Below are 17,014 nucleotides of genomic sequence, written 5' to 3' on the forward strand. Positions count from 1 at the left end.
ATGCGCGGGCGCTACACGGCGACGGGCGGCTGGCCGGCCCGCTCGGGCGCATCCTGGAAGGCCGTCCTCGGCACGAAGCAGAGCGCAGCTGCGGCGGCCACGGCCGTCAGCCCGCACACGGTCCACACCGTGAAGTAGCCCGTGAGGGAGCCTGCCGTGCCGTCGCCCGCGGCGGGGGCATTCGCCAGCGTGCCGAGCAGGGCGATGCCGAACACGCACGACGCCATGGCCCCGCCCAGCGTCTTCACCGAGTTGGTCAGCCCGGTCGCGACGCCCGTCTGGGTTGCGGGGGCTGCGGCCGCCGCGGCAGAAGGAAGCGCCGCGACGAGCGCGCCGGACCCGATGCCCGCGATGACCATGTTGGTGACCGCCTGCACATACCCGTCGTGGAAGGGCAGGAACAGCAGGTACCCGGTTGCGACGAGACCGCTCGCGCCGATCAGCGCGACGCGCGGTGCGAGCAGTTTCGTGACCTGCGCGTAGAGCAGCGCGCCGGCGACCATGGAGAGCACGTACGAGCCGATGAGGATCGACGTCTGGCCAGCGGATGCGCCCAGCCCGTACCCGTACACGCTGGGGTCGGTGCGCGCGAACGTCGAGAGGGGCGCCTGCGCGCCGAGCACGCTCACCCCGAAGAGGCCGGCCGTCAGGAACACGGGCCAGAGGGCTGGCGACCGGAAGAGGCGCACGTCGATGAGGGGATCCGGTCGGCCGAGCTCGACCCGAGCGAAGACCGCGAGCAGGGCGAGGCCGAGCAGCACGACGCTCCACGAGAACAGGTCGGCCGGGCCGTTGACGCGCAGCAGGCTGAGCCCGCCCGTGAAGGCGATCAGCGCGAAGCTCAGGAGCAGGAGGCCCGGGTAGTCGAGCCGGCCGCCGACCGGGTTCGGGGCTTCCTTCACGCCAAACAGGATCACGAAGAAGCAGAGCGCAACCGCGACGGCCGGGATCAGCAGGAGCACCGGCACGGGGAGGGTTTCGGCAAGCGCCCCAGCGCTGAGCGCGCCGGCGACGGCCCCGAGTTGCAGCGCCGCGACGAGCACACCGGCCGAGGTGCGGGTGAGGCGCGCGGAGTTCGGGCGCTCGCGCGTACGCGACCAGATGAGCGCGATCTCGATCGGCAGCCAGATGACGTAGAAGCCCTGAAGCGCCCAGGCGACGAGGAACATCCAGAACTCCTGCGCGAACACGAGGCCGAACGACGCCAGCGCGGTGACCGCTGTTGAGACGAGCAGCACCTTGCGCTGCCCCAGCATGTCGCCCAGCTTCGCGAGTACCGGCACGACCAGGGCCGACAGCATGAGCTGCGCCCCCTCCAGCCAGTTGACGTCGGCGTCGTGGATGCCGAGGTGGCGCGCGATGTCGGTGAGCAGCGGCGTGTAGTAGCCCTGCAGGATGCCGCTCGTGAACTCGACGAACGCGAGGAAGCCGACGATGCCGGCGATCGAGGCGAAGCCGGCGGGGCGGAGACGGTGCACGTTGGTGCCTTCCTCGAGGGGAGCTGGGCGGAGCATCGGGCGCCCGATGCTCCGGCCTCTGCGCTGGCGGGGGTGGAGCCCGGGGGTGGTGCGTCGTGCCGGACGGCTGCGGTGTCGTCCGTCGTTCTGGGTGGAATCACTGTACTGCCGCCGTCGCTCGCCACCTACCAGCCGGTCTGTGTCGCCTGGCCCCGCTTCGGGGAATCGCGGAGGCGGAGGCGCTCAGACGCGGTCGATGAGCGCGGGACTCAGAGCGAGCGCAGCAGGGACTCGTGGAAGAGCTTGCCCGCGCGGAGGCTGGCGATCGAGACGCGCTCGTCGACGCCGTGGATCGACGCGCGCTGCCCGGCATCCATGGCGAGCGGCGCGAAGCGGTAGGTCTCGGGCGCGAAGCGCTGGAAGTGCTTCGCGTCGGTGGCGGCGAGCGTGATGTAGGGCGCGGCGACGGCCTCCGGGTACGCGAGGCGTGCGGCATCGCGCAGCAGAGCGAACTGCGCATTGTCGGTCGGGGCGAGCGCCGTCGGCTCGTTCGGATCAGTGCAGCGGATGCGCACCTGCCGGTCGCGGACCGCCCGCCGCACGTGCCGAAGCGTGGAGGCGACACTCTCGCCCGGCGCGATGCGGCAGTTGAGGGTCGCGCTCGCGCTCGCGGGCAGCACGTTGTCGGCGGTGCCACCGCTGAGGCGCGTCGTCGCGAGAGTCGTCCGCACGAGTGCGGCCGCATCACCGCCGAGGCGGGCCAGCGTCTGCGCGGCGAGCAACGGGGCCCGCGTGAACGACTCGAGGATGACCCTGCCGCGGCCCTGGGCATGCGGGATGAACGTCGCGAACATCTCGCGGGCCGCCGGAGTCAGCCGAGCGGGGAACGGACTGCGTTCCACCCTCGTCACGGCCTTCGCGATGCGGGCCGTGGGCGTCAGTCCGGACGGCGCCGATGCGTGCCCCGCGTCGCCGCTCGCCTCGAGGATGATGTTCACCGACCCCTTCTCGCCGACCCCGATCATGGCCGCTGGCACATCGATGAACGGCAGGGGGGCATCCACGACGGCACCGCCTTCGTCGAGCACCAGCCACGGCGTGAGGCCGCGCTCGCGGAACAGGGTCGCTGCCGCCGTCGCCGCTTCCGAGCCCGTCTCCTCGTCGCCACCGAACCACAGGTACACGTCGCGCGCCGGCGCGAACCCCTCGCCGAGCAGCGCTTCGACGGCTTCCAGGATCACGCACAGCGGCCCCTTGTCGTCGAGCGTGCCGCGGCCCCACACGGAGCCGTCGGCGACGGTGCCCTCGAAGGGCGGATGCGTCCATCCCTCCGATTCGAACGCCGGGACGACGTCGAAGTGCGCCATGAGCACCACGGGTTCACTCGAGCTGCCGGGCCCGGGTCGACCGCCGGTCTCGGCCATCGGCCAGCGGTACAACACGCCCCGGTCGGTGACGGGTTCCCGTTCAAGTCGCTGGTGGGCCAGCGGGTACAGCTCCTCGATCAGGGAGAGGAAGTCCTGGAGCGGGGCAGCGTCGCGCTCCGTCATGTCCGCGGAGACGGTCTTCACCCGCACCATGCGCGACAGGCGCTCGGCGATGCCGGTCGCCTCGTCCGGGAGCTCGGAGCCGCGGCCCGACGCCTGGGGAGCAGTCATGACGTCAGTCTAGGGAAGCGCCCCTGCCGGTGCCCTCGACGGTGCCCTCGACGTCGGCGAGCCAGTGGCCGAGGATGCGGGCGAGCGCGGCCCGGTCGTCTGCGCTCACGCCGGAGAGGAGCCGCTCCTCGTTCTCGAGGTGTCGCGTGTAGGCCTTGTCGATGAGGTCGAGCCCGCGCGGCGTGAGCTGCACGACGCGGCCCCGCCCATCCGCTTCGCTGACCCGTCTGGAGACGAGGCCAGCGCCCTCGAGCCGGTCGACCCTCTTGGTCATGGCCCCGGTCGTGACCATGGTCGACGCGGCGAGCTCGCTTGGCGTGCGCTCGAACGGTGCGCCGGCCCGGCGCAGGGTGGCGAGCACATCGAAGTCGCCCTCGCCGAGGCCGAACTCGCGATAGACGCGGGTGAGCTCGTCGGTCAGGTGCAGGCCGATGCGGTGGATGCGCCCGATCACGCCCATCGGGGATGCGTCGAGGTCCGGACGCTCGCGCGCCCACTCGGCGAGGATCTGGCTGACGCGGTCATCGGGGGCGATCATGGTGCCATCATAGCTTCCGTGGAAGCTAGAATGGCTTCCATGGAAACTAAATGGCGCTGGATGCTCATCACGGCGATCGCACCGATCGCCTGGGGCAGCAACTACTACGTCATGGGGTCATTCCTCCCAGCGGATGCGCCGCTCTGGGGCGCCGTGCTTCGCGCGCTGCCGGCCGGGCTTGTCCTCCTCCTCTTCGCCCGGAAGCTGCCGAAGGGCGCGTGGTGGTGGCGCGCCCTCGTGCTCGGCACCATCAACATGAGCGCCTTCTTCGCCCTCGTCTACGTCGCGTCGCAGCTGCTCCCGTCAAGCATCGCGTCGATGATCATGGCCGCGTCGCCCATCGTCATGATGGTCTTCGCCGTCTCCATGCTCGGCGAACGGCTGCGCGTCCTGCCCGTCGTGGGAGCGGCCACCGGCCTCGCCGGGGTCGTGCTCATGCTCGCGACGGGAACGGGTGCCGTCGACTGGATGGGAGTCGCCGCATCCGTCGCAGCCATGGCGCTGGCGTCCTTCGGCTTCGTCCTGGTGAAGCGGTGGGGGAGCGGCGTCGAGCTGCTGCCGCTCACGGCCTGGCAGCTCGTGGGCGGCGGGGTCGTGCTGCTCCCCGTCGCGCTGCTCGTCGAGGGGCCGATGCCGAACTACGACGGGCCCGCGATCGCCGCGCTCGCCTACGTCGGCCTCATCTCGACGGCGCTCGCCTACCTCGCCTGGTTCGGGGGACTCAAGAACCTCACGGCGGGGACGACCGGCCTGATCGGGCTCCTCAATCCCGTCACGGGTGTCCTGCTCGGAACGCTTGTCGCCGGCGAGGTGCTCAGCTGGCAGCAGGGCGCGGGCATGGCACTGGTGCTGCTCGGCATCCTGCTTGGGCAGCCGATCATCCAGCCAGTCCTGCGGCGAATCCGCCGCAGGCGAACCCAGAGCGGTGCCGAATAGGGCCGCGGAGTCGGGGGCCCGGGGAGCCTCGGCGTCTGGGACCCGCGCGGCTCAGCGCGAGAGGCTCAGGAAGCGGTAGCGGATGCCCGTGCGCGACTCGAGCCAGCCGTCGGAGGGCTCGCGCGCATCAACGACCCAGTCGTCTCCCGACCAGTCGGGGGCGTGTGCGTCACCGTCGACGGCGAGGTCGATCTCGGTGACCTCGAGGCGGTCGGCGGTGGCGATCGCCGCCCGGTAGAGCTCGCCGCCGCCCATCACCCAGGCCTCGGCGGCGGCTCCGGCGCTCGCCAGGCTGAGCGCCTCCTCGAGCGACCCTGCGCGTTCGGCGCCCTCGGCGAACCAGTCGGGCTGTCGGGTCACGACGATGTTGAGTCGCCCTGGCAGGGGTCGGAAGCGCTCGGGCAGCGAGTCCCACGTCTTGCGGCCCATGATGACGGGGTGCTCGAGGGTGACGGCCTTGAAGTGCGCGAGGTCCTCCGGCACGTGCCACGGAATGCCACCCTCCGCGCCGATCACGCCACCGTGCGCCTGCGCCCACACGAGGCCGACCGTCAGGCCGTCGCCCGCGCTCTCTGCCGCCGCACGCACCGCATCCGCCGCCCAGGTCGCTCCCGCTGCGTCGCTCATACGGCGATCGCCGCGCGGATCGTGGGGTGGTGCTCGTAGTTCGCGACCTCGAAGTCCTCGAACTCGTAGTCGAAGATCGTGTCGGGCGTGCGGTGGATGCGCAGCTGCGGGTACGGGTACGGGTCGCGTGTGAGCTGCTCCCGCACCTGTTCCTCGTGGTTGTCGTAGATGTGCACGTCGCCGCCCGTCCACACGAACTCGCCCGGCTCGAGGCCCGTCTGCTGCGCGACCATGAGGGTCAGCATGGCGTAGGACGCGATGTTGAACGGGACGCCGAGGAAGAGGTCGGCGCTGCGCTGGTACAGCTGGCAGGAGAGCTTGCCGTCGGCCACGTAGAACTGGAAGAGGGCGTGGCACGGGGGCAGCGCCATGGTCGAGATCTCGGCGGGGTTCCACGCGGTGACGATGTGGCGGCGCGAGTCGGGGTTCGCGCGGATCTGGGCGACGACCTGCTCGATCTGGTCGATGTGTCCGCCTTCGGGTGTCGGCCAGGAGCGCCACTGCACGCCGTAGACGGGGCCGAGGTCGCCGTTCTCGTCGGCCCACTCGTCCCAGATCTTCACGCCGCGCTCCTGCAGCCAGCGCACGTTCGAGTCGCCGCGCAGGAACCACAGCAGCTCGTACGCGATGGATTTGAAGTGCACGCGCTTCGTGGTGATGAGGGGGAAGCTCTCCGACAGGTCGTACCGCAGCTGGCGGCCGAACACGCTGCGCGTCCCCGTGCCGGTGCGGTCGGACTTGCGGGCGCCGTTCTCGAGCACGTCGCGCAGCAGGTCTTCGTACGGGGTCAGGATCTCCGAAGTCACGTCCCGAGGATACGCCCGCGGAGTCGGACTGCCCAGCCGACCACGGGTCCGCGTCGCCCGGTGACGACCTCGCACGTCTGCCCACCGCGAATCACCGCGAATGGTCGCCGTCAGGGTCCGATTGCGACCCTTTGGGGTGACTCGCGGGAGTCGAGTTCTACGCTCGGAGGATGAGCACCCCCGCCTCGCCGACGTCCGCGCCCACCCGCCTCCTCATCGCTGGCTTCGGCAAGCTCGGCTCGAGGCTGGGGGAGCGGTACCTGGCCCGCGGTGCTGCGGTCGTCGGCGTGCGACGCAGCGCGGACGCCGCGGGCGGCGGGATCAGGCTCATCCGCGGGGACCTCGCGGACCCGACTTCCTTCCCGCCCTCCCTCCCGGACGCGGACGCGCTGGTCATCACGCTGCCTCCCCCCTCCGTCGACAGGGTGGTCGCCCCGGACGCCTACCGGCGATCCCTCGAGACGCTGGCCGCGCGCCTGCCGCGCATCCCCGACCGCGTCGTGTTCGTGTCGTCGACTCGCGTCTTCGAGGGGCGGGCCGACGGCGCCGAGATCACCGAGGCCGACGCGCCGTCACCGATGTCCGACCGGGCGCGCGCGCTCGTCGACGGCGAGCGTCGCGCGGTCGAGCTGCTGGGCGCATCCGTCATCAGGCCGTCCGGGATCTACGGGCCCGGCCGGGACAGCCTCCTCAGGCGCGTCCTCGAGGGCGACCCCGTCCAGTACGCGCGTCGCACCAAGCGAGTGCACGAGAGCGACCTGGTGCGGGCGATCGAGGCGATGCTGGAACGTGCCGACGCGCCCTCACTCCTTCACGCGACGGATGCGCACCCCGCGCCGCTGGGTGAGGTCGCCACGTTCGTGGCCGGCGAGCTCGGCGTGGCCCCGCCCCCGCGCATCCACCCGGAAGAGGCCAGCGGCACGCTGCTGAGCGGCGAGCGGATGCTGCAGCTGCTCGGCACACTCGACTACCCCGGCTATCGCGAGGGCTACGCCGAGATGGTCCGCCTCCGCTCGACCTGACACCGCTCGCACCTCGCGCCTCGCGCTCGCCCTCGCGCCCCCTCGCCCCACGGACCGCAGCGGAGTTGTGGTCGTTCTCAAGCGATTTTGACGACCACAAGACCGCCCTGGGCGTCCATACTGGAGACGCCCTGCTCCACCCGCGTCGCCCCGCCGCTTCCATGCGGCGCCCCGAAGGAGTCGCATGTCAGAGCCAGCCGCCACCCCCGCGCGCGCCGCCGCCCCCGACGTGCCTGCGGTGCCGGATGCGTTCATCCTCACTGCCGGCACAGTCGTGACGATGGATGCGCAGCTGCCGCGCGCGTCAGCCGTCGCGGTGTCTGACGGCAAGATCGTGGCGGTCGGCACGCTCGCCGAGTGCCTCGAGGTCGTGCCGGGCGCTCCCGTCCTCGACAGCGGCGCGCCCGTGCTGATGCCGGGCTTCATCGACCCGCACAGCCACCCGTTCCTGAGCGGCCTCGCGACGCAGCTGCCCGCCTTGTCGATCGCGCCGTGGAAGGCGCCGACCTGGAGCGAGGTGCTGAGCATCTTCTCGCAGGCGATGGCCGAGCACGACGCCGACGTCCCCCTCCTCTTCAACGGCTTCGATGCGCTCCTCCACGGCCGCCCCGCCCCGACGGCCGCCGACCTCGACGACATCTTCGGCGACCGGGTCGCGGTGGTCGTCGACAACTCCGGGCACGCCTGCTCCTTCACGTCGGCGCTCATCCGCAGCCGCGGGTGGGACTCGAACCCCCCGGCCGACCCCATCGGCGGCTCCTTCGCGCGCGACGCTGATGGCGCCCTCACCGGCATCTCGTTCGAGATTCCCGCGAACGCCGCCGTGCTCGGCCCCGTGATGCAGCAGCTCGGCGGCAACCCGCTTGGCAGCGCCGCCGAGTACTACGCCCTCATGGCGCGGGCCGGCATCACGTCGACCTCCGACATGACGTTCTCCACCGACCTCGCCCCCGCCTACGAGGCGCTCGCGGCCATGCCATCCTCGCCGCTGCGCGTGAGCCTGTGGGAGGTGTCGACGGCTGCCGCCCCGGGCGCCGCGGCAAACTTCGACGCTGGTGAGGAGCGCCTCGTGAAGCAGGGCGTGAAGCTGTGGACTGACGGCTCCCCGTGGATCGGCAACATCGCCACCTCCTTCCCCTACCTCGCGAGCGACGCGACGAAGCGGGCCGGTATCGACCCCGCGACGGCGGGAGGCGCATCCGCCATGAACTACTCGCGAGCGCAGGTGGACGCGACGCTCGACGCGTGCGCGCCGCTGGGCTGGCAGATGTCATTCCACGCGAACGGTGACCTCGCCATCGACTTCGCGCTCGACGCCTACGAGCGCGCCCTCGCCCAGCACGGACTGCTCGGCACGGACCACCGCTGGCGCATCGAGCACGCCGGGGCCGGGCGCCGCGACCAGTTCGAGCGGGCCGCGCGCCTCGGCGTGCACGTGTCGCTCGCACCGTTCCAGTACTACTACTGGGGAGACCTGCTCGACGGGCAGATGTTCGCTCCCGAGCAGGGTGCGCGCTGGCAGGCCTTCGCCGATGTGGTGGACGCCGGGGTCGTCGTCTCGCTGCACAACGACGGCTCGGTGTCTCCGCCGTCGCCCATCCTGAACGTGCAGACGGCCGTGACTCGGCGCACCAGCAGCGGGCGCATCCACGCGCCACAGCAGGCCATCTCAGTGGATGCGGCGCTCAGGGCGCACACGATCGATGCGGCGCGCACCCTGCATCGGGAGCATCTGGTCGGCTCGATCGCGGTCGGCAAGCTCGCCGACTTCGTGGAGCTGAGCGCCGACCCGTCCGAGGTGACGCCGCGCTACCTCGCTGAACGAGTGCGGGTGCTCGGGACGTGGGTGGGCGGCTCCCGGGTCGACCTGCCAGAGTTCCTGGCCGCGGCGCACGCCAGCGACCCGGCACCGCACGCGCACCACGCGGCTCGCGGTCACTCGGGTCACGGCTGCTGAGGGGAGCAGGTGTCTCGGACGCGTCGCCGTCCGTGAAGAACCCGCCGACAGGGACTTGCGGCCCGGTCGCCGCATCGCTACATTGGGTGCAATGGCAGCGCTACCAGTAGCGCTCACATGGTTCGGGCCTCCCCGGTTCGAAGCACACGCTCACGCAACGGCGCGAAGGAGTACCAGTGTCCACGAGTTCCCTTGAGACGCAGGCCGACGAGGCTCGGGCTGGCAGCAATGCCCTCCTCCCCGACAGCCCAGTGCGGGCCCGCTCCGCGAAGATCGGCGCAATCGGAGCCGGCGCCATCATGGCAGACCAGCACCTCGCCGCGTACAAGCAGGCAGGCTTCCCGGTCGTCGCCATCGCATCCCGCACGAAGGCCAACGCCCAGCGCGTCGCCGAGCAGTGGGGCATCCCAACCGTGCACGACACCCCAGAGCTGCTCATCGAGGACCCGGACGTCGAGATCGTCGACATCGCGTATCCACCCGACCTGCAGCCCGCCCTCATCCGCAAGGCGCTCGCGCAGCCGCACGTCAAAGCCGTGCTCGCCCAGAAGCCCCTCGCGCTCACCCTCGATGAGGCCATCGCCCTGCGCGACGAGGCTGCAGCGGCCGGCAAGATCCTCTCCGTCAACCAGAACATGCGCTACGACCAGTCCATCCGCGTGCTCAAGCAGCTGCTCGACGGCGGAGAGCTCGGAGACCCCGTCTTCGTCGAGATCGACATGAAAGCCGTGCCCCACTGGCAGGGCTTCCTCGAGGGCTACGACCGCCTCACCCTCGCCAACATGAGCGTCCACCACCTCGATGTCCTCCGCTTCCTCTTCGGAGACCCCGACGAGATCATGACCGTCACCCGCACCGACCCGCGCACCCAGTTCCCCCACACCGACGGCATCGTCGTCTCCACACTCCGCTTCCCCGGCGGGCTCCTCGCCCTCTCGACCGAAGACGTCTGGGGTGGCCCGCGCGAAGAGGGCTTCGACGACGACTTCTCCATCACCTGGCGGGTGGAGGGCACACGCGGCGTCGCGAAGGGCACGATCGGCTGGCCGAGCGGCACGCCCTCGACCATCACCTACGCATCGGCGGCTCGCGATGACGGCGGCCCATCGACCGACGGCAAGTGGGTGACGCCCACCTGGGACACCCACTGGTTCCCGCACGCCTTCATCGGCGTCATGGAGCAGCTCCAGTTCGCGGTCGAGACCGGCAGCGAGCCAGCCCTCACCGTCGCCGACAACGTCAAGACCGTCGCGCTCATCGAGGCCGGCTACCGCTCCATCGCCGAGCGCCGCCCAGTGCGCCTCGACGAGTTCCAGCTCTGACCGCACCACCCCGCATCCACTTCATCAACACCTCAATCGGCCAACGGCCCCTACAGAAGGAGCAAAGAAGCTCATGATCCAAGTCGGCATCTTCAGCGGATACTTCCCCTACGACCTCAAGACCACCGCCCAGAAGGCGCGCGAGCTCGGCTTCAACACCGTCCAGCTCGACCTGCACTTCAAGGACCTCGACCTCACCGCAGGGCAGATCACGAAGGAGAAGGCGAAGCTCGTCGCCGACACCTTCCGCGACAACAACCTGCCCATCTCGGCGATCTCCGGCTACACGAACATCGTGCACCCCGATCCCGAGCACCGCCGCGCCAACGTCGACTACCTGAAGGAGATCATCCGCAACGCACGCTCCTTCGGCACCCCATACGTCATCTCCGAGTCGGGGACGTTCAACCCCGACAGCGAATGGGACAGCGACCCGCACAACAAGACCGAGGACGCCTACGAGCAGGTGCGCGACGTGCTCGCCGAGCTCGCGCAGGAGGCCTACGACCACGGCTCGATCTTCCTGCTCGAGACGTACGTCAACAACGTCATCGGCTCCGTGCGCGAGACCGTTCGCGTCTTCAACGACATCCGCTCGCCCGGCATTGAGCTGCTCATGGACCCGACGAACTACTTCGACGCGTCCAACATCGACGACCAGGCCGGCGTGCTCAACGAGGTCTTCGACACGCTCGCCGACAAGGTGCGCGTCGCCCACGCTAAGGACGTCAAGCGGGCCGGCGACGACAAGAGCGAGAAGCACGCCGACATCGGTGACGACGACGCGCTCGCATCGCACACGTTCCGCGGTGTCGGCGAGATCGAGCTGCCGGCCGCTGGCCTCGGCTCGCTCGACTACGAGCTCTACCTGCAGCGCCTCGCCGAGCGCAACCCGAACGCGCCGCTCATCATCGAGCACCTCGACGAGTCGGACATCCCGCGTGCGAAGAAGTTCATCGACGACATCCTGCGCAAGTACTCGATCTAGTCGTCTCTGACAGTCAAGGTGACGTGGGCGGGCAGACGCGCCGCGAAGGGGTGACGAACGTGCGCACGTCACCTTGACTGTCTGAAGACCCTGAGGATCCCAGACCACAACAGGCTTCGGCCGGAGGAACCATGACGGAAACAGGTGAGAAGCCGGTCGCGATCGTGACCGGCGCCGGGGGATCGCTCGGGCGGGCGACCGCGCTGCGGCTCGGACGCGACGGCTTCGCGGTCGCGGTGCTCGGGCGAGGCGGCGCGACCCTCGCGGAGACGGCCGAGGAGTTGCGTGCGGCCGGCGTGCCCACGTATGTGCTCGAGGTCGACCTGCGCGACGCGGCGGCGATCAAGGCCGCGGTGCGCGAGGCCGAGGCCGAGTTCGGGCCGGTGCATGCGCTCATCAACAACGCCGCGATCTACCCGCCGACACCGTTCTTCGACATCACCGTCGAGGAGTTCGACGACGTCGTCGCGGTCAACCAGCGCGGCTACTTCGTTGCAGCGCAGGCTGCGGCCGAGCTGATGCGCGAGCGTGGCACAGGCGCGATCGTCAACATCGGCTCCATCACCTGGAGCGGCGGCTGGGACAAGCTCGCGAGCTACGTGACGACGAAGGGCGCCGCCGTCGCCATGACTCGCGCCCTGGCGCGCGAGCTCGGCGAGTTCGGCATCCGCGTGAACCTGCTCTCGCCCGGCGCGTTCCCGACGAAGGCTGAGGAGATCCACGAGAACCCCGAGGAGTACACGCAGTTCGTGCTCGACCACCAGTCGCTCAAGCGGCGCGGTGACCCCGACGAGGTGGCGAGCGTGATCTCGTTCCTCGTCGGCAAGGATTCGAGCTTCGTGACCGGGCAGACGATCAACGTCGACGGCGGATGGGTGATGATGTGAGCGAGCAGACAGCAGGACCAGGCGTCGATGTCTTCGGCTCGAACCTCTCGGTGGCCGAGCTCCGCAGGCGCACGGGCGACCTCTCGGCCGTCGCGGGCATCCGCCAGGTGGTGCTCGACAACGGCGTGGAGCGTGGCGTGCGGGCGATCGACCTGCGCACCTCCGCTGGCCTCGAGCTGGAAGTGCTGGTCGACAGGGCGTTCGATCTCGGTTCGATGCGCTTCCGCGGAGCCCCCATCGGGTGGCGCAGCGGCAATGGGTTCCGCCACCCGGGCTTGCACGAGCACAACGACGAGGGCGGGCTCTCGTGGCTGCGCGCGCTCGACGGCCTTCTCGTCTCGGGCGGCCTCGACCACACGCTCTTCGGCGGGGAGGTGGATGCGACGCGCTACAACTACCCGCCGAAGCAGACCGTCACGCACGGGCTGCACGGGCGGCTGACCGCGATTCCGGCGCGGCTACTCGAAGCCCGTGAGGTCGAACGCGACGGCCGCGTCGTGCTGCGGGTGGTCGGCGAGGTGATCCAGGCCACCGCGTTCGGCGAGCATCTGCGCCTGACGCGCACGATCGAGCTCGACTTCGACGGTCGCGAGGTGCGCTTCGATGATGTCGTCGACAACCTCGGATTCGACCCGACGCCGCACATGTTCCTGTACCACATCAACGTCGGCTGGCCGTTCCTGGATGAGGGGGCGAGGTTCGTGGCGCCGATCGCCAGGCACCTGTGGCAGTCGGACTCCGTGGCCGAGCAGGGCGCCAGCTACCGCGTCATGCCGGCCCCGATCGACGGCTTCGTCGAGCAGGTCAGCGAGCACGAGCTCGTCGTCGGCGACGACGGCAGGCACCGCGTCGCGCTCATCACGGCGGGTGGCGAGCGGGGTATCGAGCTGAGCTGGGAGGCGGCGGGCATGCCGCACTTCTTCGAGTGGCAGAACCTGCGCAGCGGCCAGTACGGCATCGGCCTCGAGCCGAGCACCCATCACGTGTCGGGGGATGCGGCTTCGCGTCAGGATGGCACGGCGCTGTTCCTCGAGCACGGGGAGTCGCGCAGCTACTCGACGACCATCCGCGTGCTCGACGGGGTCGCGGAGACGAGCGCGGTCGAGGCCGCGATTCGTGCCATCGGCGATCAGCCGGAATAGGACTCCACGCCCGGGGCTGACGACGATGTTGGCCCCGGGCGCTCTACACTTGACATGTTAGCGCTGCCAGCAGCGCATCCACCGAAACGAGGAACACCATGAGCGGCGCAGAAGACACCAGCGAGACGCACCAGCCAGAGGCCGGTGCCGGCGGCGGAATCCTCTCCGGCATCCGCGTGCTCGACTGCTCGATCGCCATGGCGGGCCCCTTCGCGGCACAGCGCCTCGGCGACCTCGGCGCCGACGTCATCAAGGTCGAGCCGCCGGCCGGCGAGTGGCAGCGCCACGCCCCCGCGGGCGGCGCCAACGGCAACGAGATCAACGTTTCGTTCCTCTCGCTCAACCGCAACAAGCGCTCCATCGCCCTCGACCTCAAGTCCGACGACGGCCGCCAGGTGCTGCGCGAGCTCGTCGCGACCAGCGACGTGTTCCTTCAGAACTACCGGCCAGGCGTCGCCGCTCGCCTCGGCGTCGACTACGAGACGCTGCGCGCCATCAACCCGAGCATCGTCTACGTGTCGGTCTCCGGCTACGGCGAGGACGGTCCGTACCGGATGCGACCGGGCCAGGACCTGCTCCTCCAGGCCATGAGCGGCGCCATGCTCTCCACTGGTCGCGACGGCGAGCCCCCGCAGGCCGCCGGACAGTACCTCGTCGACGCCGTCACCGCATCCACCGCCTTCGAAGGCGTGCTCGCGGCGCTCTTCCACCGTGAGCGCACGGGGGAGGGGCAGCTCGTGACCGTCAACATGCTCGACGCCATCACGACCCTGCAGATGCAGGAGCTTTCCGTCTTCACCGCGGGGGGAGTGCCGCAGCAGCGCAGCGCCGAGCCGCACGCGCACGTCTACATCCGCTCGCCGTACGGCTCGTTCGCGACCTCCGACGGCTTCATCGTGCTCGCCATGCCAGACCTCGAGGAGCTCGGCCGCACGATCGGCGAGGACAGCTTCATCGGCCTCGACACCCTCGACGACTCGTGGCGCCTGCGCGACGAGGTCTTCGCCAAGACCGCTGCCCGGCTCGCGACGAACACCAGCGCGCACTGGCTCGACGCGTTCTCGAAGACCTCGATCTGGGCCGGCCCCGTCTACGGCTACGCCGACCTCGTCGCCGATCCGCAGATCGCGCACAACGGCACGTTCGTCGAATACGAGCACCCCACCGAGGGGCTCGTGAAGACACCCGGCTTCCCCTACAAGTTCTCGAAGACGCCCGCTCGAATCGACCGCGGCGCCCCGCTCACGGGCGAGCACACGCGAGAGATCCTCAGTGAGCTCGGGCACGCGGCCGCCCACATCGAGGAGCTCGCCGAGCGCGGCGCGATCGCCGTGCACGCCACCCTCGACAACGTGCGGGAGCAGCTCGGCGGCGCGGTGTCGGCCGACGGCACGGCCCTGCCTGGCGGGTCGGATGCGGTGCTCCCAGGAGAAGGCGCGCCGGAGCCGGCCGCGGCATCCACCGCCCGGCTCGACGCGAGCCCGGGCGCTCACGCCGCGAACGTCGGCGCGAGCGCCGAACGATCATGAGCGAGACGCCGCCGGTCGCCTCGGACTCGCGGGGCCATCCGCCTCGCTACCGCGGGCTCACCTGGGACCATCCGCGAGGACGCACTGCGCTCGAAGCGGCCGGTTCGACGCTCGACGGTAGCCGCGGGGGAATCGAGATCGAGTGGGAGGCACATCCGCTCGAAGGCTTCGAGTCGGCGCCGATCGCCGACCTGGCCGACCGCTACGACCTCATCGTCCTCGACCATCCGCACCTCGGCGAAGCGCTCGCGAGCGGCTCGTTCCGGCCGCTCGACGAAATCTTCGACGCGGCCGTCCTCGAGCGGATCGCGGCTGACGCGATCGGCCCGAGCTTCACCTCCTACTCGCTGGACGGCGCGCAATGGGCGCTGCCACTCGACGCGGCCACGCAGGTCGCGGCGGCGCGCGTCGACCTGATCGCCGCGGCCGTGCCGAGCACCTGGGACGACGTCGTCGCCCTCTCCGAATACGCCCCCGTGGCGCTGTCGCTCGCCGGCCCGCACGCGTTCCTCACATTCGCGTCCGTGCTCGCAGGGGCCGGCGCGCCGATCTCCGACAGTCCTGCCGAAGGGTCGCTCTTCTCCTCCCGCCCTGCCGCTCAGGAGGCGTTCGCGCTGCTCCACACCATCGCCCGCCGGTCCCCGGCAGCGACGCAGGGCGAGAACCCCATCGCCCTCCTCGAGCGCATGGCGAGCAGCGACTCGCTCGCCTATGTTCCCCTCGTCTACGGGTACGTGAACTACTCGTCGCCCACCCTGCAGTTCCGGGATGCGCCGCGCTGGGCCGCATCGGCGCGCCTCGGTTCCACGATCGGCGGCACGGGCATCGCCATCTCGAGGCGCTGCCGCGTCACCCCCGAGCTCGTCGCCCACCTCGCCTGGCTGCTCGACCCCGAGACGCAGCGCACGTTCATCCCGCAGCACGACGGTCAGCCCGGACTGCGCTCCGCGTGGCACGACGTCCACGTCAACGAGGCCGCGCACGACTTCTACGCGAACACGGCGGCGACCATCGAGGAGTCGTGGGTGCGCCCGCGGTACGACGGCTACATCGCGTTCCAGACCAAAGCGTCTGAACTGTTGCGCGATGCGCTGCTCGGCGACGCGAGCCACGTCGCAGAGCTTCGCGACGCGTGCCTCGACGCCCTCGAGGCGGCCTTCGCCGCGTCGGCGGGGGCATCTGGTGCCTCGCCCGCATCTCCGCCTCCGGCTGCGGCTGCGCGTCCCGTCTCGTCTCCGCCGACTGCTGCATCGACGCGCATCGATGCACCCGCTTCGCGCTTCCACGCAACCCACCCCACGACCTCAGGAGCCAGCTCATGACCGAAAGCATCCCCCAGCTCGGTACCGACGAGATCCTGGTAGAACTCGACGGCTTCACCGCCACCGTCACCATCAATCGCCCCGCGAAGCTCAACTCGGTGACGCAGGAGATGTCCGACGCACTCGTCACCGTCGCAACCTGGGCCAACGAGAGCGACGACGTGCGCGTCGTCATCCTCACCGGCGCGGGCGAGCGGTCGTTCTGCGCGGGCAGCGACATCCGCTCGCTCGACAAGTACGCGACCCCGTGGGACTTCCGCAACCGCGAGGACTACTGCGACGCCCTCCGCGCCCTCCGCAAGCCCATCATCGCCGCCATCAACGGCTACGCGTTCGGCGGTGGGCTCGAGACGGCGATGACCTGCGACATCCGCCTCGCCTCCGAGACCGCGTCGCTCGCCGCCCCGGAGATCAAGCTCGGCTGGATCGGCGGCGGCGGGATGGCCTCGTTCCTCGCCCACTCCGCCGGCGCGAGCAACGCCGCCCTCATGCTCCTCACCGGCGACCCCATCTCGGCGCAGCAGGCGCTCGCCTGGGGCATCGTCTCGGAGGTGCTGCCAGGCGATCGACTGCTGGACCGGGCTCGCGAACTCGCCGCGATCATCGCATCCCGACCGCCCATCGCCGCCGAGACGGCGAAGGCCAACCTGCGGGCCTCCTACAACATGGGTCAGGACGCGGCCGTCGCCTACGAGCGAGACCTCCAGACCATCACCTTCGCCACCGCCGACGCCGACGAGGGCCGCGCCGCCTTCGCCGAGAAGCGCGAGGGCATCTTCCACCGCCGCTGACGCCGAGCCGACCTGAACCGAGCCCACCATGT

General features: G+C 70.4%; 15 protein-coding genes. 10 read left to right on the top strand and 5 right to left on the bottom strand.

Annotated features, from left to right (window positions below; genetic code table 11):
- Positions 1-11 precede the first annotated feature (11 nt).
- The 3 genes from HDC34_RS04520 to HDC34_RS04530 all read right to left on the bottom strand — a co-directional run bounded on the left by HDC34_RS04520 (position 12) and on the right by HDC34_RS04530 (position 3,653).
- Entirely contained in the window at positions 12-1,514 is a 1,503-nt protein-coding gene (locus tag HDC34_RS04520; RefSeq protein ID WP_179556023.1) for an MFS transporter, read from the bottom strand.
- 212 nt (positions 1,515-1,726) lie between these two features.
- The gene (locus HDC34_RS04525) at positions 1,727-3,115 is read right to left on the bottom strand and encodes a M20/M25/M40 family metallo-hydrolase (protein ID WP_179556024.1); all 1,389 of its coding nucleotides are present in this window, start codon (positions 3,113-3,115) and stop codon (positions 1,727-1,729) included.
- A gap of 4 nt (positions 3,116-3,119) precedes the next feature.
- Positions 3,120-3,653 (bottom strand): MarR family winged helix-turn-helix transcriptional regulator, encoded by a 534-nt coding sequence (locus HDC34_RS04530; RefSeq protein ID WP_179556025.1) that lies wholly within the window; start codon positions 3,651-3,653, stop codon positions 3,120-3,122.
- Between the two features lie 39 nt (positions 3,654-3,692).
- Between HDC34_RS04530 and HDC34_RS04535 the strand changes: the two genes are divergently transcribed.
- Complete coding sequence (locus HDC34_RS04535) at positions 3,693-4,589, top strand: DMT family transporter (protein ID WP_179556026.1); 897 nt, start codon at positions 3,693-3,695, stop codon at positions 4,587-4,589.
- Positions 4,590-4,640: 51 nt separating this feature from the next.
- Here HDC34_RS04535 and HDC34_RS04540 read toward each other — a convergent pair whose 3' ends face one another.
- Positions 4,641-5,216 (bottom strand): dihydrofolate reductase, encoded by a 576-nt coding sequence (locus tag HDC34_RS04540; protein WP_374757220.1) that lies wholly within the window; start codon positions 5,214-5,216, stop codon positions 4,641-4,643.
- Positions 5,213-6,022, bottom strand: coding sequence for a thymidylate synthase (locus HDC34_RS04545; RefSeq protein ID WP_104310462.1), 810 nt, complete (start codon positions 6,020-6,022; stop codon positions 5,213-5,215). Before HDC34_RS04545 ends, HDC34_RS04540 begins: the two co-directional genes overlap by 4 nt.
- 170 nt (positions 6,023-6,192) lie before the next feature.
- Between HDC34_RS04545 and HDC34_RS04550 the strand changes: the two genes are divergently transcribed.
- The 9 genes from HDC34_RS04550 to HDC34_RS04590 all read left to right on the top strand — a co-directional run bounded on the left by HDC34_RS04550 (position 6,193) and on the right by HDC34_RS04590 (position 16,982).
- Positions 6,193-7,044, top strand: a complete 852-nt coding sequence (locus HDC34_RS04550; RefSeq protein ID WP_179556027.1) for a sugar nucleotide-binding protein — start codon at positions 6,193-6,195, stop codon at positions 7,042-7,044.
- 184 nt (positions 7,045-7,228) lie between these two features.
- Positions 7,229-9,001 carry an amidohydrolase gene (locus tag HDC34_RS04555; protein ID WP_179556028.1) on the top strand — a complete coding sequence of 591 codons (1,773 nt, stop codon included), beginning with the start codon at positions 7,229-7,231 and terminating at the stop codon, positions 8,999-9,001.
- Positions 9,002-9,177: 176 nt separating this feature from the next.
- Entirely contained in the window at positions 9,178-10,323 is a 1,146-nt protein-coding gene (locus tag HDC34_RS18140) for a Gfo/Idh/MocA family protein (protein WP_218854887.1), read from the top strand.
- Positions 10,324-10,396: 73 nt separating this feature from the next.
- Positions 10,397-11,311, top strand: a complete 915-nt coding sequence (locus tag HDC34_RS04565) for a sugar phosphate isomerase/epimerase (protein WP_104310466.1) — start codon at positions 10,397-10,399, stop codon at positions 11,309-11,311.
- A 131-nt stretch (positions 11,312-11,442) separates the two neighbouring features.
- Complete coding sequence (locus tag HDC34_RS04570; RefSeq protein ID WP_179556029.1) at positions 11,443-12,198, top strand: SDR family NAD(P)-dependent oxidoreductase; 756 nt, start codon at positions 11,443-11,445, stop codon at positions 12,196-12,198.
- Positions 12,195-13,340: an aldose 1-epimerase family protein gene (locus HDC34_RS04575; RefSeq protein ID WP_218854888.1), complete on the top strand. Its 1,146-nt coding sequence runs from the start codon at positions 12,195-12,197 to the stop codon at positions 13,338-13,340. Before HDC34_RS04570 ends, HDC34_RS04575 begins: the two co-directional genes overlap by 4 nt.
- A 98-nt stretch (positions 13,341-13,438) precedes the next feature.
- Entirely contained in the window at positions 13,439-14,869 is a 1,431-nt protein-coding gene (locus HDC34_RS04580; RefSeq protein WP_179556031.1) for a CaiB/BaiF CoA-transferase family protein, read from the top strand.
- Positions 14,866-16,191, top strand: a complete 1,326-nt coding sequence (locus HDC34_RS04585) for an ABC transporter substrate-binding protein (RefSeq protein WP_179556032.1) — start codon at positions 14,866-14,868, stop codon at positions 16,189-16,191. The genes HDC34_RS04580 and HDC34_RS04585 overlap by 4 nt, the downstream gene beginning before the upstream one ends.
- Positions 16,188-16,982 carry an enoyl-CoA hydratase/isomerase family protein gene (locus tag HDC34_RS04590; protein ID WP_179556033.1) on the top strand — a complete coding sequence of 265 codons (795 nt, stop codon included), beginning with the start codon at positions 16,188-16,190 and terminating at the stop codon, positions 16,980-16,982. The genes HDC34_RS04585 and HDC34_RS04590 overlap by 4 nt, the downstream gene beginning before the upstream one ends.
- The last annotated feature ends 32 nt before the right edge of the window (positions 16,983-17,014 follow it).

This window comes from Pseudoclavibacter sp. JAI123, assembly GCF_013409665.1.
Lineage (GTDB): Bacteria > Actinomycetota > Actinomycetes > Actinomycetales > Microbacteriaceae > Pseudoclavibacter.

What these genes read in the sequence shown, in the direction of transcription:
- HDC34_RS04520 (WP_179556023.1), bottom strand. Translation starts at nt 1,514, where the DNA reads ATGCTCCGCCCAGCTCCCCTCGAGGAAGGCACCAACGTGCACCGTCTC.
- HDC34_RS04535 (WP_179556026.1), top strand. Translation starts at nt 3,693, where the DNA reads ATGGAAACTAAATGGCGCTGGATGCTCATCACGGCGATCGCACCGATC.
- HDC34_RS04550 (WP_179556027.1), top strand. Translation starts at nt 6,193, where the DNA reads ATGAGCACCCCCGCCTCGCCGACGTCCGCGCCCACCCGCCTCCTCATC.
- HDC34_RS04590 (WP_179556033.1), top strand. Translation starts at nt 16,188, where the DNA reads ATGACCGAAAGCATCCCCCAGCTCGGTACCGACGAGATCCTGGTAGAA.
- HDC34_RS04565 (WP_104310466.1), top strand. Translation starts at nt 10,397, where the DNA reads ATGATCCAAGTCGGCATCTTCAGCGGATACTTCCCCTACGACCTCAAG.
- HDC34_RS04570 (WP_179556029.1), top strand. Translation starts at nt 11,443, where the DNA reads ATGACGGAAACAGGTGAGAAGCCGGTCGCGATCGTGACCGGCGCCGGG.
- HDC34_RS04540 (WP_374757220.1), bottom strand. Translation starts at nt 5,216, where the DNA reads ATGAGCGACGCAGCGGGAGCGACCTGGGCGGCGGATGCGGTGCGTGCG.
- HDC34_RS04530 (WP_179556025.1), bottom strand. Translation starts at nt 3,653, where the DNA reads ATGATCGCCCCCGATGACCGCGTCAGCCAGATCCTCGCCGAGTGGGCG.
- HDC34_RS04585 (WP_179556032.1), top strand. Translation starts at nt 14,866, where the DNA reads ATGAGCGAGACGCCGCCGGTCGCCTCGGACTCGCGGGGCCATCCGCCT.
- HDC34_RS04580 (WP_179556031.1), top strand. Translation starts at nt 13,439, where the DNA reads ATGAGCGGCGCAGAAGACACCAGCGAGACGCACCAGCCAGAGGCCGGT.
- HDC34_RS04555 (WP_179556028.1), top strand. Translation starts at nt 7,229, where the DNA reads ATGTCAGAGCCAGCCGCCACCCCCGCGCGCGCCGCCGCCCCCGACGTG.
- HDC34_RS04525 (WP_179556024.1), bottom strand. Translation starts at nt 3,115, where the DNA reads ATGACTGCTCCCCAGGCGTCGGGCCGCGGCTCCGAGCTCCCGGACGAG.